Origin of the sequence: Pseudomonas sp. Sample_23 (assembly GCF_004307595.1) — a bacterium.
Classification (GTDB): Bacteria; Pseudomonadota; Gammaproteobacteria; order Pseudomonadales; family Pseudomonadaceae; genus Aquipseudomonas; species Aquipseudomonas atacamensis.
Genome location: NZ_RCNX01000013.1, coordinates 35,873 through 62,261 on the forward strand (window position 1 = coordinate 35,873; position 26,389 = coordinate 62,261).

Sequence of the window (26,389 nt, forward strand, 5' to 3'; positions counted from 1 at the left end):
CCCCCGCCGTTTGCACGGCGGGGGCATCTTCATTGCGCTAAAGCGTTGGGGTGATTAAACGCCCGAAGCCTTGGCAGCTGCCACGTCTTTGATGGACAGCTTGATACGGCCGCGGTTGTCCACGTCCAGTACCAGCACTTCCACTTCCTGGCCTTCCTTCAGGATGTCGGTCACTTTCTCAACGCGAGCGTCGCTCAGCATCGAGATGTGCACCAGACCGTCCTTGCCCGGCAGGATGTTTACGAATGCGCCGAAGTCGACGATGCGCTCAACCTTGCCGACGTAGATCTTGCCGATCTCGGCTTCTGCAGTGATGCTCAGAACGCGCTGACGAGCAGCTTCTGCAGCATCCTTGGTTTCGCCGAAGATCTTGATCGAACCGTCGTCTTCGATGTCGATCGAAGCCTTGGTTTCTTCGCAGATCGCACGGATGGTCGCGCCACCTTTACCGATAACGTCACGGATTTTGTCGGTGTCGATCTTCATCGCGATCATGGTCGGAGCGTTGGCCGACAGTTCGGTACGCGACTGGCCAATGATCTGGTTCATCTGGCCGAGGATGTTCAGGCGCGCTTCAAGGGCCTGGCCCAGAGCGATTTCCATGATCTCTTCGGTGATGCCCTTGATCTTGATGTCCATCTGCAGCGCAGTCACGCCTTTGGCGGTACCGGCTACCTTGAAGTCCATGTCGCCCAGGTGATCTTCGTCGCCGAGGATGTCGGTCAGGACGGCGAACTTCTCGCCTTCTTTAACCAGACCCATGGCGATACCGGCCACCGGTGCTTTCATCGGTACACCAGCGTCCATCAGTGCCAGGGAAGCACCGCACACGGAAGCCATCGAGCTCGAACCGTTGGATTCGGTGATTTCCGACACCACGCGGATGGTGTACGGGAACACGTCAGCGGCTGGCAGCATGGCCGAAACCGAACGACGGGCCAGACGGCCGTGACCGATTTCGCGACGACCGGCGCCACCCATGCGACCACACTCGCCTACCGAGAACGGCGGGAAGTTGTAGTGCAACATGAACGGGTCTTTCTTTTCGCCTTCCAGGGTGTCCAGCAGTTGCGCGTCACGGGCGGTGCCCAGTGTTGCCACAACCAGCGCCTGGGTTTCGCCACGGGTGAACAGTGCCGAACCGTGAGTCTTCGGCAGAACGCCAACTTCGATGTTCAGCGGACGTACAGTCTTGGTGTCGCGACCGTCGATACGTGGCTTGCCGTTAACGATATTTTCGCGAACGGTGCGGTATTCGATTTCGCCGAAGGCTGCTTTGACTTCAGCAGCGCTTGGCTGGCCTTCTTCACCGGACAGCTTGGCAACCACCTGGTCCTTCAGCTCACCCAGGCGAGCGTAACGGTCGGCCTTGATGGTGATGGTGTAAGCCTGGGAGATCGCTTCGCCGAACTCGGCACGGATAGCGCCCAGCAGTTCGGTGGCTTCTGGCGCAGGAGCCCAGTTCCAGGTTGGCTTGGCGGCTTCGGCAGCCAGTTCTTTAACAGCGTTGATCACAACCTGGAATTCGTCGTGAGCGAACAGTACTGCGCCCAGCATCTGGTCTTCGGTCAGCTCTTTGGCTTCCGATTCAACCATCAGCACGGCGTCGGAAGTACCGGCAACGACCATGTCCAGGCTCGAAGCGGCCTGCTGCTCGTAAGTCGGGTTCAGCAGGTAGCCGGTGCTTTCGTGGAAAGCCACGCGAGCAGCGCCGATCGGGCCGTCGAACGGAATGCCGGAAATGGCCAGGGCAGCCGAGGTACCGATCATCGCAGCGATATCCGGATCGGTCTTCTTGCTGGTGGAAACGACGGTGCAGACAACCTGCACTTCGTTCATGAAGCCTTCTGGGAACAGCGGACGGATCGGACGGTCGATCAGTCGGGAAGTCAGGGTTTCTTTCTCGGAAGGACGGCCTTCACGCTTGAAGAAACCGCCAGGGATCTTACCGGCAGCGTAAGTCTTTTCCTGGTAATGAACGGACAGAGGGAAGAAGCCCTTGCCCGGATCGGCTTGCTTTGCACCGACAACAGTCACCAACACGCTGACGTCGTCGTCAACGGTGACCAATACTGCGCCGGAGGCCTGACGGGCGATACGGCCTGTCTCGAGGGTAACGGTCGATTGACCGAACTGGAATTTTTTGATTACCGGGTTCACGGTGTCCTACCTTCTTTGTGGCTCTTGGGGGAAACGGTTTCTTGCGAATTCTTGGGCAATCTCGGGAATCGGCCCGATGGCAATTGTCCGGGTGCTACAGGTAAAGCCATGCTGCAGATAAAACTTGAGGCTGGGAGCCTGCAAGGCGCCAGCGGAAAACCGCTGACGCCCGACAGACCACCAACCTCATAGCGCAATCGCTGATTAGCGACGCAGACCCAGGCGAGCGATCAGCGCGGCGTACCGGCTTACGTCCTTGCCTTTCAGGTAGTCCAGCAGCTTGCGACGCTGGTTAACCATGCGGATCAGACCACGACGGGAGTGGTGATCTTTACCGTTGGCCTTGAAGTGACCTTGCAGTTTGTTGATGTTGGCGGTCAGCAGTGCAACCTGCACTTCTGGCGAACCAGTGTCACCAACAGCTTGCTGGTAGTCAGCAACGATTTGAGCTTTTTCTTGAACGTCGAGAGCCATGAGGCAATCCTTCCTTATCAGGAAACTGTTTCAGGGAAACAGCTTCAACAGGCCAGGGACAAATCCCTGTATCTATAAATGAGTAGTGACCATGCCTGTTAACAGCCACACTCGCCGGCCCGCTTAACGCAGACCGGTTCCGGTCATTCTGACCGAATCAAGCGACGCGGCGCGATACGCCCGTCTTCGCTCACTTCACCGATACCGATGAAACGACCATTGTGATCCTGTACCCGCACCATGCCGAACTTCGGCGCATCCGGGGCACGTACCGGCTGGCCGTTGAGCCAGTAGAACGCGCTCGCTTCCGAGAAGTGCAGCAACGGCCAATCCTGCAGGCCGCTGTCCGATGGCATCAGGAAGCGATCGACCGCTTCGTTGCCGCCTTCGGCATGTACCGCTTCCAGCTCTTCGAGAGTAACAGTCTGCGCCAGGGTGAAAGGCCCGGCCTGGGTCCGTCGCAATTCTGCGACGTACGCACCACAACCGAGTTGCTCACCGATATCCTCCACCAGGGTCCGAATATAGGTGCCCTTGCTGCAGTCCACCGCAAGCCGCGCAGTATCGCCTTCGAAGGCCAGCAATTCCAAGCGCGCAATAGTAACAGAACGCGGTTCGCGCTCCACTACTTCGCCTGCACGTGCCAGTTTGTACAGCGGCTGGCCATCACGCTTGAGTGCCGAGTACATCGGCGGTATCTGACTGATTTGCCCACGAAATTTCGGCAGAACCGCTTCGACATCGGCGCGACCAACGGTCACCGGACGCTCCTGCAAAACCTCGCCTTCGGCATCGGCCGTGGTGGTGGTCTTGCCCAGTTGCGCCAGGGTCTCGTAGCCCTTGTCGGAATCGAGCAGGTATTGCGAGAACTTGGTCGCCTCGCCGAAGCACAGCGGCAACACGCCGGTGGCCAACGGATCGAGGCTGCCGGTGTGCCCGGCCTTCTCGGCATTGAGCAGCCAGCGCACCTTCTGCAAGGCAGCGTTGGAGGTGAACCCCAACGGCTTGTCGAGCAGGATGATGCCGCTGACGTTACGACGGATACGTTTGACCTGAGCCACCGAATTACTCCTTGGTGTCTTCAGGTGCTGGAGCGGCAACGTGCTGATTGTCTTCAGCCACGGCGCGCTCGATCAATGCCGACAGGTGCGCGCCACGCACGACGGATTCGTCGTAGTGGAAGTGCAATTGCGGCACGCTGCGCAGCTTCATTTCGCGGGCCAACTGCATGCGCAGGAAGCCTGCGGCGGCATTGAGCACCTTGATGCTTTGCGCGATGTCTTCAGCGTTGTCCTGACCCATCACGGTGATGAAAATCTTCGCGTGACCGACGTCACGGGACACTTCCACAGCGGTGATGGTGACCAGGCCGACGCGCGGATCTTTGACTTCGCGACGGATCAGTTGCGCCAGCTCGCGCTGCATCTGATCGCCGATACGTTGGGTACGGCTGTATTCTTTTGCCATGATTTGTTACCTGTTACTGCCCAGCGGTGAAACCCGCAAGGTCTGAAAGCGGCAAACGCCCGGCCTGACAAAAGCCAGACCGGGCGTTGCGTTTAGAGTCCGGACGCTGTGCCGTGCATTTGCATGCTACGGCCCATCGTGGCCCTTGAAGTGCGCGAGTCAGAGGCTGCGAGCAACCTGAACCTTCTCGAAGACTTCGATCTTGTCGCCGACTTTGACGTCGTTGTAGCTCTTCACGCCGATACCGCATTCCATGCCGGCACGTACTTCGGAAGCGTCATCCTTGAAGCGGCGCAGGGATTCCAGCTCGCCTTCGAAGATAACGATGTCTTCACGCAGTACACGGATCGGACGGTTACGGTGCACGACACCTTCGATCACCATGCAACCGGCGATCGCGCCAAACTTCGGCGAACGGAACACGTCACGCACTTCGGCCACACCCAGGATGTTCTCGCGAACATCGCTGCCGAGCATGCCGGTCAGGGCTTTCTTGACGTCTTCGATGATGTCGTAGATCACGTTGTAGTAACGCATATCCAGACCTTCCTGCTCGACGATCTTGCGAGCGCCGGCATCGGCACGCACGTTGAAGCCGAACAGTACAGCGTTGGAAGCCAGTGCCAGGTTGGCGTCGGATTCGGTGATACCACCGACACCGCCACCCACGACGCGCACTTGTACTTCGTCGTTGCCCAGGCCATTCAAGGCACCGTTCAACGCTTCCAGCGAACCACGGACGTCGGATTTGAGGACGATGTTGAGCGTCTTCTTCTCGGCCTGACCCATGTTTTCGAAGATGTTTTCCAGCTTGCCGGCGTGAGCGCGAGCCAGTTTGACTTCGCGGAACTTGCCTTGACGGAACAGAGCCACTTCACGGGCTTTCTTCTCGTCGGCAACCACGCTCATCTCGTCGCCAGCGTCCGGGGTACCGTCCAGGCCGAGGATCTCGACAGGGATGGATGGACCGGCTTCCTTGATTGGCTTGCCGTTCTCGTCGAGCATGGCACGTACACGGCCGTAGTTCGAACCGACCAGGACCATGTCGCCTTGACGCAGCGTACCGTCCTGAACCAGCACGGTTGCCACCGGGCCACGACCCTTGTCGAGACGCGATTCAACCACCACACCACGGCCAGGAGCGGAAGGAGTAGCTTTCAGTTCGAGAACTTCGGCCTGCAGCAGAACGGCTTCAAGCAGCTCGTCCACGCCAGTACCCATCTTCGCCGAAACCGGAACGAATGGCGTGTCGCCACCCCAGTCTTCGGAAGTCACGCCGTGAACCGACAGCTCGCTGCGGATGCGATCGAGATCGGCGCCCGGCTTGTCGATCTTGTTCACTGCTACCACCAGCGGCACGCCAGCTGCCTGAGCATGCTGAACCGCTTCGATGGTTTGCGGCATCACACCGTCGTCCGCTGCAACCACGAGGATCACGATGTCGGTCGCCTTGGCACCACGGGCACGCATTGCGGTAAACGCGGCGTGACCCGGGGTGTCGAGGAAAGTGACCATGCCGCGATCAGTCTCAACGTGGTATGCACCGATGTGCTGGGTGATACCGCCGGCTTCGCCAGCAGCTACCTTGGCACGACGGATGTAGTCGAGCAGGGAAGTCTTACCATGGTCAACGTGGCCCATTACGGTCACGACTGGTGCACGGGAGAACGACTCACCTTCAAACTTCAGGGACTCGGCCAGGGAATCTTCCAGAGCGGTGTCGCTGACCAGGGTCACTTTGTGGCCCAGTTCTTCGGCTACCAGTTGAGCAGTTTCCTGATCAAGCACCTGGTTGATGGTCGCTGGGGTACCCAGTTTGAACATGAACTTGATGATTTCAGCCGCTTTGACCGACATCTGATTGGCCAGATCGCCAACCGTGATGGTCTCGCCGATCTGCACATCACGCACGACAGGGCCGGTCGGGCTCTGGAAACCGTGGGCGTTGCGCTTCTTCAGCTTGGCCTTGCCGCGACCACCACGACGGAAGCCATCGCTTTCTTCGTCGGTAGTGCGTGGCGCCACACGTGGCGCCGGGGCTTTTTCTTTGACCGATGCGCGATGCGGAGCGTTTTTGCGCTCGCCATCACCACCACCGCTGCGACGATTGTTGTCGTCGGCACGTGGCTTGTCCGGACGGCGCTGTTCGTTCTGCTTGTTGCGAACGTCAGCCGATGGAGCAGGAGCAGCAGCCACCGGTGCGCTTTCGCGAACAGGTTCGGCAGCGGCAGCCGGCGCCGCAACGGCGTCGCTGGCAGCGGTTTGCGCAGCAGCAGGCTGGCGACGCGCTTCTTCTTCGGCGCGCTGCTTGGCTTCTTCTTCAGCCTTCTGACGGGCAGCATTTTCTACTGCGCGACGCTCATCCAGTTCACGCTTGCGCTCGGCTTCGATTTCTTCCGGGCTGCGCTGTACGAAAACTTTCTTCTTGCGAACTTCAACGCTGATGCTCTTGCTACCAGCCACACGCAGGGTGCTGGTGGTTTTACGCTGCAGCGTGATCTTGCGTGGTTCTTCCACTTTCGCCTTGTGACTGCTCTTCAAGTGAGTCAGCAGGGATTGCTTCTCACTGTCAGTCACATTTTCGTCGGCGGCGGTGTGCGGCAGACCTGCCTCACGCATCTGCTGCAACAGGCGCTCTACCGGTGTTTTGACCTCATCGGCCAGTTGTTTCACCGTGACTTGCGTCATGCACTTCTCTCCTCAGGCCGCGCCTAATTACTCGAACCAGTGGGCTCGGGCGGCCATGATCAACTTGCCGGCACGATCATCGTCAATGCCGTCGATGTCGAGCAGGTCGTCAATAGACTGCTCGGCCAGGTCTTCGCGGGTAATTACGCCGCGCACCGCCAGTTCCATCGCCAAATCCTTGTCCATACCCTCAAGCGAGAGCAGGTCTTCGGCCGGATGGGCGTCTGCCAGCTTTTCCTCAGTAGCGATGGCTTTGGTCAACAAGCGATCCTTGGCGCGAGCACGAAGCTCGTTGACGATGTCCTCGTCAAAGCCGTCGATGTTGAGCATTTCCTCCACCGGTACGTAGGCAATCTCTTCCAGGCTGGTGAAGCCTTCATCTACCAGCACCTGAGCCAGTTCTTCGTCGACTTCCAGCTCGTCGATGAAGTTGCGCAGGATGTCGCCGGTTTCTGCTTGCTGCTTAGCCTGGATGTCCGATTCGGTCATCACGTTCAGGGTCCAGCCAGTCAACTGGCTGGCCAGACGCACGTTCTGACCACCGCGACCGATGGCCTGAGCCAGATTGTCTGCGCCAACGGCGATGTCCATGGCATGGGCATCTTCGTCAACGATAATTGCCGCAACCTCGGCCGGGGACATGGCGTTGATCACGAACTGGGCCGGGTTGTCGTCCCACAGCACGATATCAACACGCTCACCGCCCAACTCACCCGATACCGCCTGGACGCGCGAACCGCGCATACCGATGCAGGCACCTTGTGGGTCGATGCGCTTGTCCTTGGAGCGGACGGCGATCTTGGCACGCGAACCCGGATCACGGGAGGCGGCCATGACCTCGATGAGGCCTTCGGCGATTTCCGGCACTTCGATACGGAACAGCTCGATCAGCATTTCCGGCGCGGTACGCGACAGGATCAGCTGCGGGCCGCGGTTCTCGGTGCGGATTTCCTTGAGCAGCGCACGCAGACGCACGCCGACACGGAAGGTTTCGCGAGAAATGATGTCTTCACGGGCCAGCAACGCTTCAGCATTGTTGCCCAGATCGACGATCACGTTGTCGCGGGTGACTTTTTTCACGGTGCCGGAGATGATTTCTCCCAGGCGCTCGCGATAGGCGTCGACCACTTGAGCACGCTCGGCTTCGCGAACTTTCTGCACGATGACCTGCTTGGCAGTCTGTGCAGCGATGCGGCCGAACTCGATGGATTCGATTTTCTCTTCGACGACGTCACCAACCTTGGCGCCAGGGTGCGTTTCGGCAACCTTGCTTGGCCAGGTCTCGATGGCCGGATCGTCGAGATCATTCTCTTCGACGACCGTCCAGCGACGGAAGGTTTCGTAGGAACCGGTGTGGCGGTTGATTTCCACACGCAGGTCCACTTCGTCTTCAAAACGCTTTTTGGTAGCAGTGGCCAGAGCCAGCTCCAGCGCTTCAAAAATTACGCTTGCCGGTACACCCTTTTCATTGGATACCGACTCAACAACCAGCAGTACTTCTTTGCTCATCGTACGCCTCGCCTTTCGCAAGCCATTGGATCCGCGGGATCCGCGTCTCAGTCAAAACTGGGAATAATGTTGGCCTTGTCGATCATATCGATCGGCAACAGGAACTCGTGGTCTTCTACCTGCACCACGACGTCCTGCTCTTCTACACCGCGCAGAAGGCCCTGAAAATTGCGTCGACCTTCGAAAGGCGAGCGCAGCTTGATCTTCACTTGTTCACCGGCAAATTTGGCAAACTGCTCAAGAGTGAACAGCGGGCGCTCCATGCCAGGCGAGGAAACTTCAAGGGTGTATTCAACGGAGATAGGATCTTCAACATCCAGAACACCGCTGATCTGACGGCTGACAATGGCGCAATCGTCCACCAGCACGCCACCCTCTTTATCGATATAAACGCGCAACATCGAGTGACGACCCTGAGCCGAAAACTCGATACCCCAGCATTCATAGCCCAGGGCCACGACCACCGGGGCCAGCAAGGCCTGCAACTCTTCTAGCTTGCTCGACACCTGAACCCCCTAGTGCATGATATGTGCATGCTTTACAAAATAAAAAAATGGGCATAACGCCCATCCTTGAAACGCCGTCGAACAGCGGCGTTGAAAGTATCCAGCTAACAAAAAGCCCCTTAAAAGGGGCTCCTTAAACTGGTTGCGGGGGCCGGATTTGAACCGACGACCTTCGGGTTATGAGCCCGACGAGCTACCAGACTGCTCCACCCCGCGACAAAGCTGGGGCGGAAGTATACGACCGATCCCTTTTAGGGTCAATGTAACCTTCCACCTGCAAGAAAGCCCGCAACAGCGGGCTCTCCTGACTAATTGGTACCGAGAAGGGGACTCGAACCCCTACACCCTATGGGCACAACCACCTCAAGGTTGCGTGTCTACCAATTCCACCACCTCGGCAATACTACGTTTGGAACTCTTCTTACTTCTGCTCTTGAGCTGGAGGCACGTCAGTCGCTGGAGTAGCCGACTTTTGCTCTTGAAGCACCGGGACATCATCAGAAGCCGGTTGTTGCTTAGGTACTTCCAACACTGCTGGATCTGGAAGACCTGCTTGAGTCAGCTGATGAGCTTTCTCTTTAGCAAAGTAACCTAACCCCAAGCTGGTTATGAAGAAACCGGCGGCAAGTATAGCAGTAAACTTACTAAGAAAGGTAGAGGAACCTTGGCTTCCGAACACAGTATTTGAAGCACCTGCTCCGAAAGACGCGCCAGCGTCCGCACCCTTACCCTGCTGCAGCAAAACCAGAGCAACTACGCCCAATGCACCCAGCAGATGAAAAACGACTACGACTGTTTCCAGCATTTTTTCAGTTTCCCGCGGCGCGACAGATCGCACCGAACTCATCTGCATTCAGGGAAGCTCCACCAATGAGCCCCCCATCGATATCCGGCATGCCGAACAGTTCGACCGCATTGGCCGCCTTCACGCTGCCGCCGTATAGAAGCCGCACACCTCGTGCGACCTCAGAATTCTCTGCCGCCAACTGCTCGCGAATGGCTTTATGCACATCCTGAGCCTGTTGCGGCGTTGCAGTCAGCCCGGTACCAATGGCCCAGACCGGCTCGTAAGCAATCACTGCCTTGGCAAAGGCACCGACACCCAGCTCTTCAATGATGCTGCCAAGCTGACGCCCGACAACTTCAAGAGTTTTTCCGGCTTCGCGCTGCTCGAGGGTTTCCCCTACACACAACACCGGAATCAAGCCACATGCCTGTGCCGCTGCGAACTTGCGATTCAGCATCCCGTCTCGCTCGCCCATAATCTGGCGGCGTTCGGAGTGCCCGACAAGCACCAGGGAACAACCTGCATCCACCAGTTGGCTGGGAGCAATCTCACCAGTCAACGCACCTTGCATGGCTTCCACCGCAGAATTCTGCGCGCCGACCGAAATCGACTTGCCTTTCAAGCCATCAATCACTTGATTGATGTACAAGCAAGGCGGGAACACCGCGACATCAACACCGCTTGGCAAGGCCAGATGACGAAGGCCGTTGATCAGCTCAGCGACGCTGGCGCGGGTACCGTGCATCTTCCAGTTACCAGCTACCATAGGGCGACGCATGCTGTACCTCGTCGGTCAAAGTGGGCGCAGATGTTACCCAACACAATCATGGCTTGCAAGCCGTATCAGGCAGAAACTTCGGTTACCAGTTTTGCCAGCTCTTCGGCATAGCCGCGAACCTGGTTCTCGTCCTCGCCTTCGACCATTACGCGCACCAGAGGCTCTGTGCCGGACTTGCGCAGAAGCACGCGACCGCGTCCCGCCATCGCCTGAGTGACACGGGCACTGGCTTCCTTGACAGCAGGATGCTCCAGTGGGCTTTCACCGCCGCCAAAGCGAACGTTGATCAGCACCTGAGGGCACTTGCGCAACGCCTGGCGCGTTTGTGCCAGACCTTCATTGCGGGATTTCAGAGCCATCAACACCTGCAAGGCCGCAATGATGGCGTCGCCCGTGGTGGTGTGGTTGAAGCAGACCACATGCCCGGAATTTTCCCCGCCTACGAGCCAGTTGCGCTCTTGCAGCTCGGCAATCACGTAGCGGTCACCGACATTGGCGCGAACGAACGGGATCGACAGATCCGCAAGGGCCAGTTCGAGACCAAGATTGCTCATCAAAGTACCGACGACGCCACCCTGCAACTTGCCACGCTCATGCAGATCGCGGGCAATGATAAACAGCAGGTCGTCACCATCAACAATGGCGCCGGTGTGATCGACCATCAATACCCGATCGCCATCACCATCGAAGGCGATACCCAGGTCCGCATGCTCGGCCAGAACGGCGGCCTGCAACGGCCCCATATGCGTGGAACCGCAGTTATCGTTGATGTTCAGCCCGTTCGGCTGAGCGGAAAGCACGACGACTTCGGCACCCAATTCACGGAAGACGCTCGGCGCTACCTTATAGGTCGCACCATGCGCGCAGTCGATAACGATCTTCAGGCCGGCGAAATTGGTCCCGGTAGGCACGCTGCTCTTGCAGAACTCGATGTAGCGGCCCGATGCATCATTGATTCGCGACACTTTACCGATCTTGCTCGACTCGACGACGGTCATCGGCGTATCCAGCAACTCTTCGATCATCAGCTCCAATTCATCGGGCAGCTTGGTGCCTTTGCCGGAGAAGAACTTGATGCCGTTGTCATCATGCGGGTTGTGCGAAGCACTGATCACGATGCCGGCTTCAGCCTGGAACGTACGCGACAGATAAGCGATGGCAGGCGTCGGCATCGGGCCGAGCAGCATCACATCGGCACCCGCCGAGGTCAGCCCGGCCTCGAGTGCCGACTCGAACATATAGCCGGAGATCCGCGTGTCCTTGCCGACCAGCACCTTGCAGGCACCCATCTTGCGAAAAGCCATACCAGCAGCCCAGCCGAGCTTGAGCATGAAGTCAGGCGTGATCGGGTATTCACCTACACGACCGCGAATGCCGTCGGTACCAAAATATTTCTTGCTCATAAGTGCTCCATCATTCTTATTCGGCTGATTCTACGGCCGCGATCATTCGCACTACATCGACAGTTTCCGCCACGTCGTGGACGCGCAATATCCGCGCGCCCTTGACCGACGCCAGCGCTGCCAGCGCCAGGCCGCCATGCAGACGCTCGCCCACGGGACGATTCAAAGCGTGGCCAATCATACTCTTGCGCGAAACACCTACCAGCAGTGGTCGACCCAGTGCATGCAGGGCCTCCATGTGTTTGAACAAGCTTAGATTGTGCTGCAGGGTCTTGGCGAAGCCGAAGCCGGGATCAAGAATGATCCGCTCGGCGGGAATACCCGCCTGCGCGCACTGATCCATGCGTTCGGCGAGAAACTCACCGACCTCGCGGGTGACATCCTGATACTGTGGATTGTCCTGCATATCGCCCGGCTCGCCGAGCATGTGCATGAGACAAACCGGCAATCCGGTCGCCGCCGCCGCATCCAGCGCGCCATCGCGACGCAACGAACGCACATCATTGATCAGTCCGGCACCGAGCCGGGCGGTTTCGCGCATGACTGCCGGGGTGGAAGTATCGACCGAGATGATGACATCCAGCTCGCGATTGATCAGCTCGACAATCGGCGCGACGCGCTCAAGTTCCTCCAGAGGAGAGACCGCTCGCGCGCCTGGCCGGGTCGATTCGCCGCCGACATCGATCAGCGTCGCGCCAGCCAACACCATCGCTTCGGCGTGGCGCAAAGCCGCATCGAGCTGGCTATAGCGACCACCATCGGAGAAAGAATCAGGAGTGACATTGAGAATGCCCATGACATGCGTCTGGGCCAAATCAAGAACCCGGTTGCCGCAAGGCAACCGGGTCAGGGACTGTACAGAAGTCATTTCAAGCCTTAAACGTCAGCAGCCGGACCGCCAATCGGTTTTTCCGGACGCTCGTCCTGCACGACAGGCGGCGGAGGCGTACCGGTGCCACCCGACCAGTCGCGAGGTTCGCGAGGTGTGCGGCCAGCCATGATGTCGTCGATCTGCTCGGCATCGATGGTTTCGTACTTCATCAGCGCATCAGCCATGGCATCGAGCTTGTCACGGTTATCCGTGAGGATCTGCTTGGCGGTGCCGTAGCACTGATCAATGATGCTGCGCACTTCGGAATCGATCAGCTTGGCGGTCTCACCGGAGAAGCTGGCAGCCTGGCCGCCACCGCCGCGACCGAGGAACACTTCGCCCTCTTCTTCGGCATACATCAGCGGACCGAGTTTTTCCGACAGGCCCCATTTCGTCACCATGTTCCGGGCAATCTGACTTGCACGCATGATGTCATTGGACGCACCGGTGGTCACACCGTCGAAGCCCAGGGTCATTTCTTCAGCGATACGGCCACCGTACAACGAGCAGATCTGGCTGATCAGCGCACGCTTGGACAGGCTGTAGCGATCTTCCTCCGGCAAGAACATGGTCACACCCAGCGCACGACCGCGCGGGATGATCGACACCTTGTAGACCGGATCATGCTCAGGCACGACGCGACCAACGATGGCGTGGCCGGCTTCGTGGTAAGCAGTGTTCTGCTTTTCTTTCTCGGACATGACCATGGATTTGCGCTCGGCGCCCATCATGATCTTGTCTTTCGCCAGCTCGAACTCTTTCATCTCGACGATGCGTTTGCCGCTACGAGCAGCGAACAACGACGCTTCGTTGACCAGGTTGGCCAGGTCAGCACCGGAGAAGCCCGGAGTGCCACGTGCGATCACTGCCGGAGCAACGTCGTCGCCCATTGGCACTTTGCGCATGTGCACTTTCAGAATCTGCTCGCGACCACGAATATCCGGCAAGCCGACGACCACCTGACGGTCGAAACGGCCCGGACGCAGCAGCGCAGGGTCGAGTACGTCCGGACGGTTGGTCGCAGCAATCACGATGATGCCGTCATTCATTTCGAAGCCGTCCATCTCCACCAGCAACTGGTTGAGAGTCTGCTCACGTTCGTCGTGACCGCCACCCATGCCGGCGCCACGATGGCGACCCACGGCATCGATTTCGTCGATGAAGATGATGCAAGGGGCGTGCTTCTTGGCCTGCTCGAACATGTCGCGGACGCGGCTGGCGCCGACACCGACGAACATTTCGACAAAGTCGGAACCGGAAATGGTGAAGAACGGCACTTTCGCTTCGCCGGCAATCGCCTTGGCCAGCAAGGTTTTACCGGTACCCGGCGGGCCGACCATCAGTACGCCGCGCGGGATACGACCGCCCAGACGCTGGAACTTGCCCGGATCACGCAGGAACTCGACCAGCTCGCCGACTTCTTCCTTGGCTTCGTCGCAACCGGCAACGTCAGCCAAAGTGGTTTTCACCTGATCTTCGGAGAGCAGGCGTGCCTTGCTCTTGCCGAAGCTCATCGGCCCGCCCTTGCCACCGGCGCCGCCCTGCATCTGGCGCATGAAGAACATGAACACCGCGATGATCACCAGGATCGGGAAGCTGGCCACCAGGAGCTGAGTCCAGATGCTTTGCTGTTCAGGCTGCTTGCCTTCAACCACAACATGATTGTCGACCAGATCGCCGATCAGGCCATTGTCCTGAATTGCCGGACGAATGGTCTTGAAGCTGTCGCCATCGGTGCGCTTGCCGGTAATCACATAGCCGTCAACGGCTACGCGCTCGACCTTGCCATCCTTGACCTGCTGGATGAAGTCGGAATAGTTGAGGGTCTGCGGCTCGTTAGGGCTGGAGAAGTTGTTCATCACCGTCACCAGGACTGCCGCGATGATCAACCACAGGATCAGATTCTTTGCCATATCGTTCAATTAACTACCCTCTGAAGCAAGCTCCGCTACTGGCGCGCGCTTCGCATGATATTCACCGGCCTAACTTACTACATTACCTACAACTCTGGCAGGCGCCGTCTGTAACCCTTTGTGAAACACTTTCTACACAATATTCGCTTATGCCCGCAGAGCGAAATATGAAAAACCTATCGCCCCGCCGAAAAACCTTGTTTTACGCATCACCGCCGCGATAACCCCAGGCCAGCATGTACTGCTCACGGGAGCTGCCACGGGAAGAGTCTGGCTTGATCATCTGGATCTTGTCGAATTTCTTCCGAGCGTCCTTCAGATAAACGTCAAACCCTTCGCCCTGAAAAATCTTGATGACGAAATTGCCACCGGGCTTGAGGATCCGTTCCGCCAGGTCCAGCGCCAGCTCACAGAGGAACATGGCCTTGGGCATGTCCACTTCGGGCGTACCACTCATATTGGGGGCCATATCGGAAATCACAAGGTCAACCTGCGAATTACCCACGGCCTCCAGGATTTCAGCGAGCACCGAATCCTCCGTGAAGTCGCCCTGGATAAAATGCACGTCCGGAATGCTGTCCATTTCCAGGATGTCCGAAGCGATCAAACGACCCTGACCGCCGATCAACCGACTGGTCACCTGGGACCAGCCACCCGGCGCCGCGCCGAGGTCGACCACGCTCATGCCCGGACGGATGAGTTTGTATTTTTCCTGGATCTCCAGAAGTTTGTAACTTGCACGCGAGCGGTAGCCATCCTTCTGCGCCTGCTTCACATAAGGATCGTTGACATGTCTTTTCAGCCAACCAAGGCTTGTCTTGGAACGCGCCATTGGGCACCTCGATGATTAGGGTCGTGATTAGTTGGGCGGATCCACGAACCCTCGGGTAAAATGGCCGCCATTTTACAGAATCCAGACGAAAGGGTCAGATTATGCCGCTCACTCCAGAGCAGAAGAAACAGTACAAATCCATCGGCCACCACCTCAAACCAGTGTTGACGGTAGCGGACAACGGTTTGACTGAAGGTGTTTTAGCCGAACTTGAACGCGCCTTGGCCGATCACGAGCTGATCAAGATCAAGCTCAATATCCTCGATCGCGAGTCGCGCCTGGCGCACATCGCCGAACTGTGCAAGGTCGGCAAAGCGGACCTGGTTCAGGTGATCGGCAAGATGGCTCTGGTCTACCGCAAGAACTTCAGCGCCAACAAGCAGCTGTCGAACGTTCATCGCTTCAAGTGATGTGCAGGGTCAAGGGTGTGCTTCGCGCACCCTGCCACTCCATCCCGGCACCGGCTGCATGACCAGCACCAGCCCGGAAAATCCCAGCACCAGATAACTGAATACCTGCCAGCGCTGCGCATCCGGCCAGCCGACACGCACAGCGACATACATCGCGCACGCGTACAACGCCATCAACAGCACCTGCCCGCGAAAATCCCGCCATAGACTGCCAAGGCCCTCGGCCTGTACCAGCACCAAAGCCTGAAAGATCACGCACAGAGCGGCGAACCCCACCACCAGCACTTCGAATGCACTGGCCACTTCGTCGATCAACAGCGGCGCCAGGCCGATCTGGCCCAACGCCGGCTGCAAACCGATATGAATCAACCATAGGCCACCGACCCAAAGCATCTGGGTCAGTTGCCAAAGCATGGCGCCCGCATGCAGCGGGCGCCTTCTTTCAGATGTGACGAACTTCGACAATCTCGTACTCGATCACGCCGCTTGGCGTTTTGACGGCGACGACGTCACCCTCTTCCTTGCCAATCAAGGCGCGGGCCAGCGGCGAACCGACGGAGATCTTGCCGAGTTTGAAGTCAGCCTCATCCTCACCCACGATGTGGTAAGTGACGCTTTCATCAGTCTCGACGTTGGCGATCTCGACGGTAGTACCGAAAATCACTTTACCGGTGTGAGGAATGGTCGTGACATCGATGATGACCTGATTCTGAATCCGGCCTTCGATGTCACGAATACGCGCTTCGACCATGCCTTGCTGTTCGCGGGCAGCATGGTATTCAGCGTTTTCCTTCAAGTCACCCAACTCGCGGGCCGTACCGATGTCCTGGCTGAGCTTCGGACGGACGACCTTGGTCAGGTGAGCATGCTCCTCTTCCAGGGCGCGAGCGCCCTGAACAGTCATTGGGTACTTGGTTATGCTCATGCCTTCAATCCTGCGTGTAGATCCTGCAAGCGGCGCACGGTCTTTTCCGGACCGAACTTCAGCGCTTCGCAGATCGCTTCGCCCGCAGCGATAGTGGTGGTGCAGTAGATCTTGTGCTGCAGGGCATTGCGACGAATGGAGTACGAATCGGCGATCGATTGACGACCTTCGGTGGTGTTGATGATCAGCGTGACTTCGTCATTCTTGATCATGTCGACCACGTGCGGACGACCCTCGGTCACCTTGTTCACGCGGCGCACTTTCAGGCCTGCGGCTTCGATCAGCTTGGCAGTGCCGGCAGTGGCGACCACTTCGAAGCCCAAGTTGATCAGATCACGGGCCACGCCTGCAACCAGTGGCTTGTCGTCATCGCGCACGCTGATGAACGCGGTACCGCCGGTCGGCAGCACTTCGCTGGCACCCATCTGCGCCTTGGCGAATGCTTCGCCGAAGGTATCGCCGACACCCATCACTTCACCGGTCGACTTCATCTCTGGGCCGAGGATCGGGTCAACGCCAGGGAACTTGGCGAACGGGAACACCGCTTCTTTAACGCTGTAGAAGTTCGGGATGATTTCTTTGGTGAAGCCGATTTCCTTCAGGGTCTTACCGGCCATCACGCGCGCAGCGATCATGGCCAGGGAAACACCGATGCACTTGGAAACGAACGGCACGGTACGCGAGGCGCGGGGGTTGACTTCGATGACGTAGATGTCTTCGCCCTGCAAAGCCAGCTGCACGTTCATCAGGCCGACAACGCCCAATTCCAGAGCCATTTTCTTGACCTGTTCGCGCATCTCGTCCTGGATGTGCGCCGGCAGCGAGTACGGCGGCAGCGAGCACGCAGAGTCACCGGAGTGAACGCCCGCCTGTTCGATGTGCTGCATGATCGCGCCGATCACCACGTCTTTGCCGTCGCAGACCGCATCCACGTCCATTTCGATGGCGCAGTTGAGGAAGTGGTCGAGCAGCACCGGGCTGTCGTTGGACACTTGCACCGCGTCACGCAGATAGCGCTTGAGTTCGTCTTCTTTGTATACGATTTCCATGGCACGGCCGCCCAACACGTAGGACGGGCGCACCACCAGCGGATAACCGATCTTCGCCGCAGCGCGAACAGCTTCATCTTCGCTACGCACAGTGGCGTTTGGCGGCTGACGCAGGTTCAAGCGCTCGACCATTTGCTGGAAGCGCTCGCGGTCTTCCGCGCGGTCGATGGCGTCAGGGCTGGTGCCGATGATCGGCACGCCAGCGGCTTCCAGAGCACGAGCCAGTTTCAGCGGAGTCTGGCCGCCGTACTGGACGATCACGCCTTTCGGCTTCTCGACGCGGCAGATTTCCAGCACGTCTTCCAGGGTTACCGGCTCGAAGTACAGACGGTCGGAAGTGTCGTAGTCGGTGGAAACGGTTTCCGGGTTGCAGTTGACCATGATGGTTTCGTAGCCGTCTTCGCGCAGGGCGAGCGCAGCGTGAACGCAGCAGTAGTCGAACTCGATGCCCTGGCCAATACGGTTCGGACCGCCACCCAGGATCATGATCTTGTCGCGACCCGACGGCGCTGCTTCGCACTCTTCCTCGTAGGTCGAGTACAGGTAAGCGGTGTCGGTAGCGAACTCGGCGGCGCAGGTGTCAACGCGCTTGTAGACCGGGAACACTTCCAGCTTCTGACGGTGCGTACGCAGGTTTTTCTCGGTGACGCCCAGCAGCTTGGCCAGACGCTGATCGGAGAAGCCTTTGCGCTTGAGCTTGAACATCAGGTCGCGGTCGATCGAGGACAGACCGAGGGTCTTGACCTTCTCTTCGTCCTTGATCAGGTCTTCGATCTGCACCAGGAACCACGGGTCGATCATGTTCATGCCGAAGATGTCTTCGACCGACAGGCCGGCGCGGAAGGCGTCAGCCACGTACCAGATACGCTCGGCGCCCGGCACGGTCAGTTCGCGCTTGAGCACGCTCATGCTGTCCGGGTTGCTCAGATCGAGCTTCTCGTCCAGACCGCAAACGCCCACTTCCAGACCGCGCAGGGCTTTCTGCAGGGATTCCTGGAAGGTCCGGCCGATGGCCATGACTTCGCCGACCGACTTCATTTGCGTGGTCAGGCGTGCGTCAGCCTTGGCGAATTTCTCGAAGGCGAAGCGTGGCAGCTTGGTGACGACGTAGTCGATCGACGGTTCGAAGGACGCCGGGGTCTTGCCGCCGGTGATGTCGTTCGACAGCTCGTCGAGGGTGTAACCCACAGCCAGTTTGGCCGCGACCTTGGCGATCGGGAAACCGGTGGCTTTCGAAGCCAGTGCCGAGGAACGCGATACACGCGGGTTCATTTCGATCACGACCATGCGGCCAGTGTTCGGGCAGATACCGAACTGCACGTTCGAACCGCCGGTCTCGACGCCGATCTCGCGCAGTACCGCCAGCGAGGCGTTACGCAGGATCTGGTATTCCTTGTCGGTCAGGGTTTGCGCAGGAGCTACGGTGATCGAGTCACCGGTGTGCACGCCCATCGGGTCGAAGTTTTCGATCGAGCAGACGATGATGCAGTTGTCCTTTTTGTCGCGGACAACTTCCATTTCATATTCTTTCCAGCCGATCAGCGATTCGTCGATCAGCAGCTCTTTGGTCGGCGACAGGTCCAGACCACGGGCGCAGATTTCTTCGAACTCTTCACGGTTGTAAGCGATACCGCCACCGGTGCCGCCCATGGTGAAGGACGGACGGATGATGCACGGGAAACCGAGAGTTTCGAGGACCGCGTTGGCTTCTTCCATGCTGTGGGCGATGCCGGAACGCGGGCAGGCCAGGCCGATGGATTTCATCGCCTTGTCGAAACGCGAACGGTCTTCAGCCTTGTCGATGGTGTCGGCATTGGCACCGATCATCTCTACGCCGAACTTCTCCAGAACGCCTTCGCGCTCCAGGTCCAAAGCGCAGTTCAGAGCGGTCTGGCCACCCATGGTTGGCAGCACGGCGTCCGGACGCTCTTTTTCGATGATCTTGGCCACGGTCTGCCACTTGATCGGTTCGATGTAGGTGGCGTCGGCCATGTCCGGGTCGGTCATGATGGTGGCCGGGTTGGAGTTCACCAGGATGACGCGGTAACCCTCTTCGCGCAGGGCCTTGCAGGCCTGGGCGCCGGAGTAGTCGAATTCGCAGGCCTGGCCGATCACGATCGGGCCAGCGCCGAGAATCAGGATGCTTTTAATGTCTGTACGTTTTGGCATGGTTTGTCACTCAAATCCGCAGGTCAGTCGGCAAGCCGTCTTGATCGATTTCTGAAGTCCCGAAGGGGCCGCCGGAACCGGGGCCGCCCTCGCGGGCTTCTCTCTACAGTCTCAAGGCGAACGCTTAGCGTCGCTTGGCCATCTCGTTGATGAAGCGGTCGAACAGTGGCGCAACATCGTTCGGGCCCGGGCTCGCTTCAGGGTGACCCTGGAAGCTGAACGCGCTCTTGTCGGTGCGCTCGATGCCTTGCAGGGTGCCGTCGAACAGCGATTTGTGGATCGCGCGCACGTTGGCTGGCAGGGTGGCTTCGTCTACCGCAAAACCGTGGTTCTGGCTGGTGATCATCACCACGCCTGTGTCCAGATCCTGCACCGGGTGGTTGGCACCGTGGTGGCCGTGGCCCATTTTCAGGGTCTTGGCGCCGGAGGCCAGAGCCAGCAGTTGGTGGCCGAGGCAGATGCCGAATACCGGCGTCTCGGTTTCCAGGACTTCCTTGATTGCCTGGATCGCGTAGTCGCATGGCTCCGGGTCACCAGGACCGTTGGACAGGAACACGCCGTCCGGCTTCAGCGCCAGCACATCGGCGGCTGGAGTCTGCGCAGGCACTACGGTGACGCGGCAGCCGCGCTCGACCAGCATGCGCAGGATGTTGACCTTGACGCCGTAGTCGTAAGCGACCACGTGATATGGCAGCTCGGAAGCTTCGATGGTCGCGTGGCTGTCGGTTTTCAGATCCCAGACAGTCGAACGCCATTCGTATTGGGTCTTGGTGCTGACGACTTTCGCCAGGTCCATGCCCTTCAGGCCCGGGAAGCCTTGCGCAGCGGCGATGGCCGCTTCTTCGGAGATGTTGTCGCCGGCCATGATGCAGCCGTTCTGAGCGCCTTTTTCACGCAGGATGCGGGTCAGGCGACGGGTGTCGATACCGGCGATTGCCACCACGTTGTTGGCTTTCAGGTAATCGGACAGGGACATCGTGTTACGCCAGTTGCTCGCTACCAGCGGCAGGTCACGGATGACCAGGCCAGCGGACCAGACGCGGTCGGACTCGGCGTCTTCCGGCGTGGTGCCGGTGTTGCCGATGTGCGGATAAGTCAGGGTAACGATCTGTTGGGCGTAGGAAGGATCGGTAAGGATTTCCTGATAGCCGGTCATTGCGGTGTTGAACACCACCTCACCAACGGTCTGACCGTCGGCTCCAATGGCTTCGCCGCGAAAAATGCTGCCATCAGCAAGGGCGAGTATGGCTGGCTTAGTCAAGAAGACCTCCCGTAAATAACGCATGAAAGGGCAATCGCAGGTTGTAAAAAAGCGGAGTGACGTATGGACACGTCACCCCGCTTCTTCACTGAAATTATTCTGCGCGCTTTTAGTGGACACACTAAAGCTGTAGCTTACAGAAAAGGGCGTTTTTGGTCCACCGCTAAAGAGCCTTAAAGGCCGGAGAATGCGACAGGTCGTCGCCAAGCGGTAAAAACCGGCGCAAAACGGGACGTTTGCGCCGGGTTCAGCAACGACTCAACGCAGGTCGAGTACGTCTTGCATGTCGTACAGGCCCGGCTCGCGACCGTCCAGCCACAGCGCCGCACGCACCGCGCCCTTGGCGAAGGTCATGCGGCTCGATGCCTTGTGGGTGATCTCGACGCGCTCGCCATCGGCAGCGAACAGCACGGTGTGATCACCAACGATGTCGCCAGCACGCACGGTGGCGAAACCAATGGTTTCACGCTCACGCGCACCGGTCTGGCCTTCACGACCGTAGACCGCGACCTTCTTCAGATCACGCCCCAGGGCATCGGCAATCACTTCACCCATGCGCACAGCCGTACCGGACGGTGCATCGACCTTGTGGCGGTGATGGGCTTCCATGATCTCGATATCGACATCGTCGCCCAGCACGCGCGCAGCGGTGTCGAGCAATTTCAGGCAGAGGTTGACGCCGACGCTGAAGTTGGCGGCGAAGACGATCGGAATGTCCTTGCCCGCATCGGCCAGCAATTGCTTCTCTTCAACACTGAAACCGGTGGTGCCGATGATCATCGCTTTGCCGTGTTTGCGGCAGAACGCGAGATTCTTCAGGGTCACGGTCGGGTGAGTGAAGTCGATCAGCACATCGAACTCTTCGACCACACGATCCAGATCACCTGACAGCGGCACGCCGATACGGCCCAGCGCTGCCAGCTCACCGGCATCCGCACCAACCAGCGTGCTGTCGGGACGATCGACCGCCGCCGTCAGACCGGCGCCAGGCGTCTGCTGCACCGCTTCAATCAGGGTCTTGCCCATGCGCCCGGCGGCGCCCATCACTGCAATACGTCGCATGCCGACTCCTTACAAATCGCCGAAGAAACGCTTCACACCGTCGAACCAACCGGTGGTTTTCGGCGAGTGGCTGTTGTCGTCGGCCAGGGAGCTGCGGAATTCTTCCAGCAGTTCACGCTGACGACGGTTGAGGTTGACCGGCGTTTCCACAGCGACACGGCACATCAGGTCGCCGGCACCGCCGCCACGCACTGGCGCCACGCCTTTACCGCGCACGCGGAACTGCTTGCCGGTCTGCGTGCCTTCGGGGATTTTCAGTTTGACGCGACCGTCGAGGGTCGGAATTTCCAGCTCGCCGCCCAGTGCTGCGTCGACGAAGCTGATCGGCACTTCGCAGAACAGATGCTTGCCGTCACGCTGGAAGATGTCGTGTTCGCGCACATTGATCACAACGTAAAGGTCGCCAGTCGGCCCGCCCTGGGTACCCGCCTCACCTTCACCAGACAGACGAATACGGTCGCCAGTATCAACACCGGCAGGCACTTTGACCGACAGGGTTTTGTACTCTTCGACACGACCGTCGCCGTGGCAGGAGTCGCACGGATCGGAAATGATCTTGCCCTGGCCATGGCAGCGCGGGCAGGTCTGCTGCACCGAGAAGAAGCCCTGCTGCATGCGCACCTGACCGATGCCGCCGCAGGTCGGGCACGTCGTCGGCGACGAGCCTTTCTTGGCGCCGGAACCATCGCACGGCTTACAGTTGACCAGTGTCGGAACGCGGATATTCACCGACGTACCGCGCACCGCTTCTTCCAGATTCAGCTCCAGGGTGTAGCGCAGATCGCTGCCACGCTGAGCGCCGCCACGGGCACCGCCGCGACCGCCACCGAAGAAATCACTGAAGACATCGCCGAAGATGTCCGAGAAGTTCTGGCCACCGAAGCCGGCACCGCCACCGCCCATGCTCGGATCGACGCCGGCATGACCGTACTGGTCATATGCCGCGCGTTTGCTGGCGTCGGACAACACTTCATAGGCCTCGTTGGCCTCTTTGAATGCTTCTTCCGAAGCCTTGTCGCCGGGATTACGGTCGGGGTGGTGCTTCATGGCCAGACGGCGATAGGCCTTCTTCAGGTCCGCTTCGCTCGTGCCCCGCTCGACACCCAATACTTCGTAATAGTCACGCTTTGCCATAAGTTCTTTGCACTCTTAAGGACGTTCGGCAAACCCCTCCTGAGCCTCGCCAAACTCGTTGAGCCCCCATTAAGGCCCGGACCCAACTCACGTCAATTCAACGATCCTGGTCTTGATTGATGCGATATCTGCGGCGCGAAAAGCAGGAGCATTCCCGGCCATACCGCCAACATCCGAACGGTGTCGCATGCTGTAAAAATTCACGTATTCCAGATACGCCAACGCGGGAGGCAAGCTCCCGCGCGGCGACATCCTACCAGTCACCGCCGCAAGGCAGTCAACCGGGCGACCAACAACTTACTTGTGGTCTTTGACTTCTTCGAACTCGGCGTCGACAACGTCGTCAGCCTTCTCAGCCGATTCGCCTTGCGGGGCCGCGCCATCAGCTGGCTGAGCCTGTTCGGCGTACATCTTCTGAGCAACCGGAGCGGAGACTTTCGACAGCTCTTCAACCTTGGCTTCGATGGCAGCCTTGTCGTCGCCTTTGACGGCGGCTTCCAGCGCAACCACAGCAGCTTCGATTGCAGTCTTCTCTTCGGCGGTGACCTTGTCGCCCGCGTCAGCGATCATTTTGCGAGTCGAGTGCACCAGTGCGTCACCCTGGTTACGGGCAGCGGCCAGCTCTTCGAACTTGCGGTCTTCCTCGGCATTCGCCTCGGCGTCACGCACCATGCGCTCGATTTCTTCGTCGGACAGACCGGAGTTGGCCTTGATCACGATCGACTGGGTCTTGCCGGTAGCCTTGTCTTTCGCGCCGACGTGCAGGATGCCGTTGGCGTCGATGTCGAAGGTCACTTCGATCTGCGGCACGCCACGTGGAGCTGGTGGAATGTCGGCCAGGTCGAACTTGCCCAGCGATTTGTTCTGTGCGGCTTGCTTGCGCTCACCCTGCAGAACGTGAATGGTCACAGCGCCCTGGTTGTCGTCGGCAGTCGAGAACACTTGCGATTTCTTGGTAGGAATCGTGGTGTTTTTCTCGATCAGCGCGGTCATCACGCCACCCATGGTTTCGATACCCAGGGTCAGCGGGCTGACGTCGAGCAGCAGCACGTCTTTCACGTCACCGGCCAGAACAGCGCCCTGAATCGCAGCACCCATGGCAACAGCTTCGTCCGGGTTGACGTCTTTACGTGCTTCTTTACCGAAGAAATCGGTAACCAGCTTCTGTACCAGCGGCATACGAGTCTGACCACCGACCAGAATCACGTCGTTGATCGCGCTGACGTCGATACCGGCGTCTTTCATGGCAATGCGGCAAGGTTCGATGGTGCGCTGAACCAGGTCTTCAACCAGTGCTTCGAGCTTGGCACGCGAGATCTTCACGTTCAGGTGCTTAGGACCGGTCGCGTCTGCAGTGATGTACGGCAGGTTGACGTCGGTCGACTGAGCGGACGACAGCTCGATCTTGGCTTTCTCAGCGGCTTCTTTCAGGCGCTGCATCGCCAGCGGGTCACCTTTGAGGTTCATGCCGCTTTCTTTCTTGAATTCGTCAACGAGGTAGTCGATCAGACGAATGTCGAAGTCTTCACCGCCGAGGAAGGTGTCACCGTTGGTGGCCAACACTTCGAACTGGTGCTCGCCGTCAACTTCAGCGATTTCGATAACGGATACGTCGAAGGTACCGCCACCCAGGTCATAAACGATCACGGTGTGATCGCCCTTGGCCTTGTCCATACCGTAAGCCAGAGCAGCTGCGGTTGGCTCGTTGATGATACGTTTTACGTCCAGACCAGCGATGCGGCCGGCGTCTTTGGTGGCCTGACGCTGGCTGTCGTTGAAGTAGGCCGGAACGGTGATCACCGCTTCGGTCACTGCCTCGCCGAGGTAGTCTTCGGCGGTCTTCTTCATCTTCTTCAGAATTTCAGCCGAGATTTGTGGCGGCGCCATTTTCTGGCCGTTCACTTCTACCCAGGCGTCGTTGTTGTCAGCCTTGACGATCTTGTAAGGGACCATCTGGATGTCTTTCTGCACAACTTCTTCGTCGAAACGACGACCGATCAGACGCTTTACCGCGTACAGGGTGTTGTGCGGGTTGGTTACAGCCTGACGCTTGGCCGACTGACCTACCAGAATTTCGCCATCGTTGGCGTAAGCGATGATCGACGGCGTGGTACGCGCGCCTTCAGCGTTTTCAATAACTTTGGCTTTGCCGTTTTCCAGCACGGAGACGCAGGAGTTGGTAGTCCCCAGGTCGATACCGATAATTTTGCCCATGTTCACTCTCCCGAAACTTTGGATTTTGTTGCCGCAGCAGTGGTGGCTGACTGCGGTAGCACTTAAACGCTTGACTTCTAAATGGGGGCCTTGCGGCTAATTTCAAGCCTGCTCGTCAATCGAAGGCGAAACCGGTGCCGGCGCCTTGCTGACCACGACCATCGCCGGGCGCAGCAGGCGACCATTGAGCTGGTAGCCCTTCTGGAAAACCTTCAACACGCTGTTCGGCTCGACGTCGGCACTTTCCTGCATGGCCATCGCCTGATGGTGAACGGCGTTGAACGGCTCGCCATGCGGATCGATCGCTTCAAGCTGGTAGCGCTTGAGGGTGTCGTGGAACATTTTCAGGGTCAGCTCGATGCCTTCGCGCATCGGGCGGATGCTTTCGTCGTCCGGGCTCGACAGCTCGAGGCCGCGCTCCAGGCTGTCGACGATCGGCAGCAGGTCGCTGGCAAATTTCTCAAGGGCAAACTTGTGCGCCTTCTCGACGTCCTGCTCGGCACGGCGGCGAACGTTCTGCAGATCGGCAGCAACACGCAGAGACTGATCCTGCGCGGCGGCCAATTGCTCTTCGAGCACTTGCACACGGGTCGCCAGGTCGTCACCCGAGCCTTCGGGCGCCTGATTGGCATCTGGGTTTTGCGTATCTACTGTCTGTTCGTCAGCCATAGAATTCTCCTTTCAATTTCGTCCGCGAGCCTGACTCGCGCTTCTGCCCCGATATATGGGGCCGCAAAATCAGGCTTCAAGGGCTGCAATCGATTGTCCTTACAAAAA

General features: G+C 58.8%; 22 protein-coding genes and 2 tRNA genes. 1 reads left to right on the forward strand and 23 read right to left on the reverse strand.

Features of this window, described 5'->3' with window-relative positions; all coding sequences use genetic code 11:
- Positions 1-54: 54 nt before the first annotated feature.
- The 15 genes from pnp to rlmE all read right to left on the reverse strand — a co-directional run bounded on the left by pnp (position 55) and on the right by rlmE (position 15,388).
- Complete coding sequence (pnp, locus tag D8U82_RS03205; RefSeq protein WP_024011572.1) at positions 55-2,160, reverse strand: polyribonucleotide nucleotidyltransferase; 2,106 nt, start codon at positions 2,158-2,160, stop codon at positions 55-57.
- Between the two features lie 204 nt (positions 2,161-2,364).
- A complete protein-coding gene (gene rpsO / locus D8U82_RS03215; RefSeq protein WP_016771751.1) occupies positions 2,365-2,634 on the reverse strand; it encodes a 30S ribosomal protein S15 in 270 nt (89 codons plus the stop codon).
- Positions 2,635-2,777: 143 nt separating this feature from the next.
- Positions 2,778-3,695, reverse strand: coding sequence for a tRNA pseudouridine(55) synthase TruB (gene truB / locus D8U82_RS03220; protein ID WP_024011571.1), 918 nt, complete (start codon positions 3,693-3,695; stop codon positions 2,778-2,780).
- 4 nt (positions 3,696-3,699) lie between these two features.
- Positions 3,700-4,101 (reverse strand): 30S ribosome-binding factor RbfA, encoded by a 402-nt coding sequence (gene rbfA / locus D8U82_RS03225; protein WP_016771753.1) that lies wholly within the window; start codon positions 4,099-4,101, stop codon positions 3,700-3,702.
- A 159-nt stretch (positions 4,102-4,260) separates the two neighbouring features.
- Entirely contained in the window at positions 4,261-6,789 is a 2,529-nt protein-coding gene (gene infB / locus D8U82_RS03230) for a translation initiation factor IF-2 (RefSeq protein WP_024011570.1), read from the reverse strand.
- Between the two features lie 27 nt (positions 6,790-6,816).
- On the reverse strand, positions 6,817-8,298 hold the full coding sequence (nusA, locus tag D8U82_RS03235; RefSeq protein ID WP_024011569.1) for a transcription termination factor NusA: 1,482 nt from the start codon (positions 8,296-8,298) through the stop codon (positions 6,817-6,819).
- A gap of 47 nt (positions 8,299-8,345) precedes the next feature.
- A complete protein-coding gene (gene rimP / locus D8U82_RS03240) occupies positions 8,346-8,804 on the reverse strand; it encodes a ribosome maturation factor RimP (protein ID WP_007973115.1) in 459 nt (152 codons plus the stop codon).
- Between the two features lie 139 nt (positions 8,805-8,943).
- Positions 8,944-9,020: transfer RNA gene (locus D8U82_RS03245), tRNA-Met, on the reverse strand.
- Positions 9,021-9,117: 97 nt separating this feature from the next.
- A tRNA-Leu gene (locus D8U82_RS03250) sits at positions 9,118-9,203 on the reverse strand.
- A 22-nt stretch (positions 9,204-9,225) separates the two neighbouring features.
- Positions 9,226-9,609: a preprotein translocase subunit SecG gene (gene secG / locus D8U82_RS03255; RefSeq protein WP_016771756.1), complete on the reverse strand. Its 384-nt coding sequence runs from the start codon at positions 9,607-9,609 to the stop codon at positions 9,226-9,228.
- A gap of 4 nt (positions 9,610-9,613) precedes the next feature.
- Positions 9,614-10,369, reverse strand: a complete 756-nt coding sequence (tpiA, locus tag D8U82_RS03260; RefSeq protein WP_007915248.1) for a triose-phosphate isomerase — start codon at positions 10,367-10,369, stop codon at positions 9,614-9,616.
- A 65-nt stretch (positions 10,370-10,434) separates the two neighbouring features.
- A complete protein-coding gene (glmM, locus tag D8U82_RS03265; protein WP_110603491.1) occupies positions 10,435-11,772 on the reverse strand; it encodes a phosphoglucosamine mutase in 1,338 nt (445 codons plus the stop codon).
- 16 nt (positions 11,773-11,788) lie between these two features.
- A complete protein-coding gene (gene folP, locus D8U82_RS03270; protein WP_056782869.1) occupies positions 11,789-12,640 on the reverse strand; it encodes a dihydropteroate synthase in 852 nt (283 codons plus the stop codon).
- Positions 12,641-12,648: 8 nt separating this feature from the next.
- On the reverse strand, positions 12,649-14,556 hold the full coding sequence (ftsH, locus tag D8U82_RS03275; protein ID WP_016771759.1) for an ATP-dependent zinc metalloprotease FtsH: 1,908 nt from the start codon (positions 14,554-14,556) through the stop codon (positions 12,649-12,651).
- Between the two features lie 202 nt (positions 14,557-14,758).
- Positions 14,759-15,388, reverse strand: a complete 630-nt coding sequence (gene rlmE, locus D8U82_RS03280) for a 23S rRNA (uridine(2552)-2'-O)-methyltransferase RlmE (RefSeq protein ID WP_016771760.1) — start codon at positions 15,386-15,388, stop codon at positions 14,759-14,761.
- 101 nt (positions 15,389-15,489) lie between these two features.
- On the opposite strand from rlmE, the gene D8U82_RS03285 reads away from it, so the two are divergent.
- A complete protein-coding gene (locus tag D8U82_RS03285; RefSeq protein WP_016771761.1) occupies positions 15,490-15,798 on the forward strand; it encodes a YhbY family RNA-binding protein in 309 nt (102 codons plus the stop codon).
- A gap of 9 nt (positions 15,799-15,807) precedes the next feature.
- Here the strand turns inward: D8U82_RS03285 and D8U82_RS03290 are convergent, their stop codons facing one another.
- The 8 genes from D8U82_RS03290 to grpE form a co-directional block, all read right to left on the reverse strand.
- On the reverse strand, positions 15,808-16,212 hold the full coding sequence (locus D8U82_RS03290; protein WP_016771762.1) for a hypothetical protein: 405 nt from the start codon (positions 16,210-16,212) through the stop codon (positions 15,808-15,810).
- Positions 16,213-16,240: 28 nt separating this feature from the next.
- The gene (greA, locus tag D8U82_RS03295) at positions 16,241-16,717 is read right to left on the reverse strand and encodes a transcription elongation factor GreA (protein ID WP_038861135.1); all 477 of its coding nucleotides are present in this window, start codon (positions 16,715-16,717) and stop codon (positions 16,241-16,243) included.
- Between the two features lie 2 nt (positions 16,718-16,719).
- Positions 16,720-19,941: a carbamoyl-phosphate synthase large subunit gene (gene carB / locus D8U82_RS03300; protein ID WP_016771764.1), complete on the reverse strand. Its 3,222-nt coding sequence runs from the start codon at positions 19,939-19,941 to the stop codon at positions 16,720-16,722.
- A gap of 124 nt (positions 19,942-20,065) precedes the next feature.
- On the reverse strand, positions 20,066-21,202 hold the full coding sequence (gene carA / locus D8U82_RS03305) for a glutamine-hydrolyzing carbamoyl-phosphate synthase small subunit (RefSeq protein ID WP_016771765.1): 1,137 nt from the start codon (positions 21,200-21,202) through the stop codon (positions 20,066-20,068).
- A gap of 258 nt (positions 21,203-21,460) precedes the next feature.
- On the reverse strand, positions 21,461-22,264 hold the full coding sequence (gene dapB, locus D8U82_RS03310) for a 4-hydroxy-tetrahydrodipicolinate reductase (protein WP_041477928.1): 804 nt from the start codon (positions 22,262-22,264) through the stop codon (positions 21,461-21,463).
- A 9-nt stretch (positions 22,265-22,273) separates the two neighbouring features.
- A complete protein-coding gene (gene dnaJ, locus D8U82_RS03315) occupies positions 22,274-23,398 on the reverse strand; it encodes a molecular chaperone DnaJ (protein ID WP_016771767.1) in 1,125 nt (374 codons plus the stop codon).
- Between the two features lie 297 nt (positions 23,399-23,695).
- A complete protein-coding gene (gene dnaK, locus D8U82_RS03320; protein ID WP_042608859.1) occupies positions 23,696-25,612 on the reverse strand; it encodes a molecular chaperone DnaK in 1,917 nt (638 codons plus the stop codon).
- A gap of 102 nt (positions 25,613-25,714) precedes the next feature.
- Positions 25,715-26,281: a nucleotide exchange factor GrpE gene (grpE, locus tag D8U82_RS03325; RefSeq protein WP_039759570.1), complete on the reverse strand. Its 567-nt coding sequence runs from the start codon at positions 26,279-26,281 to the stop codon at positions 25,715-25,717.
- Positions 26,282-26,389 lie beyond the last annotated feature (108 nt).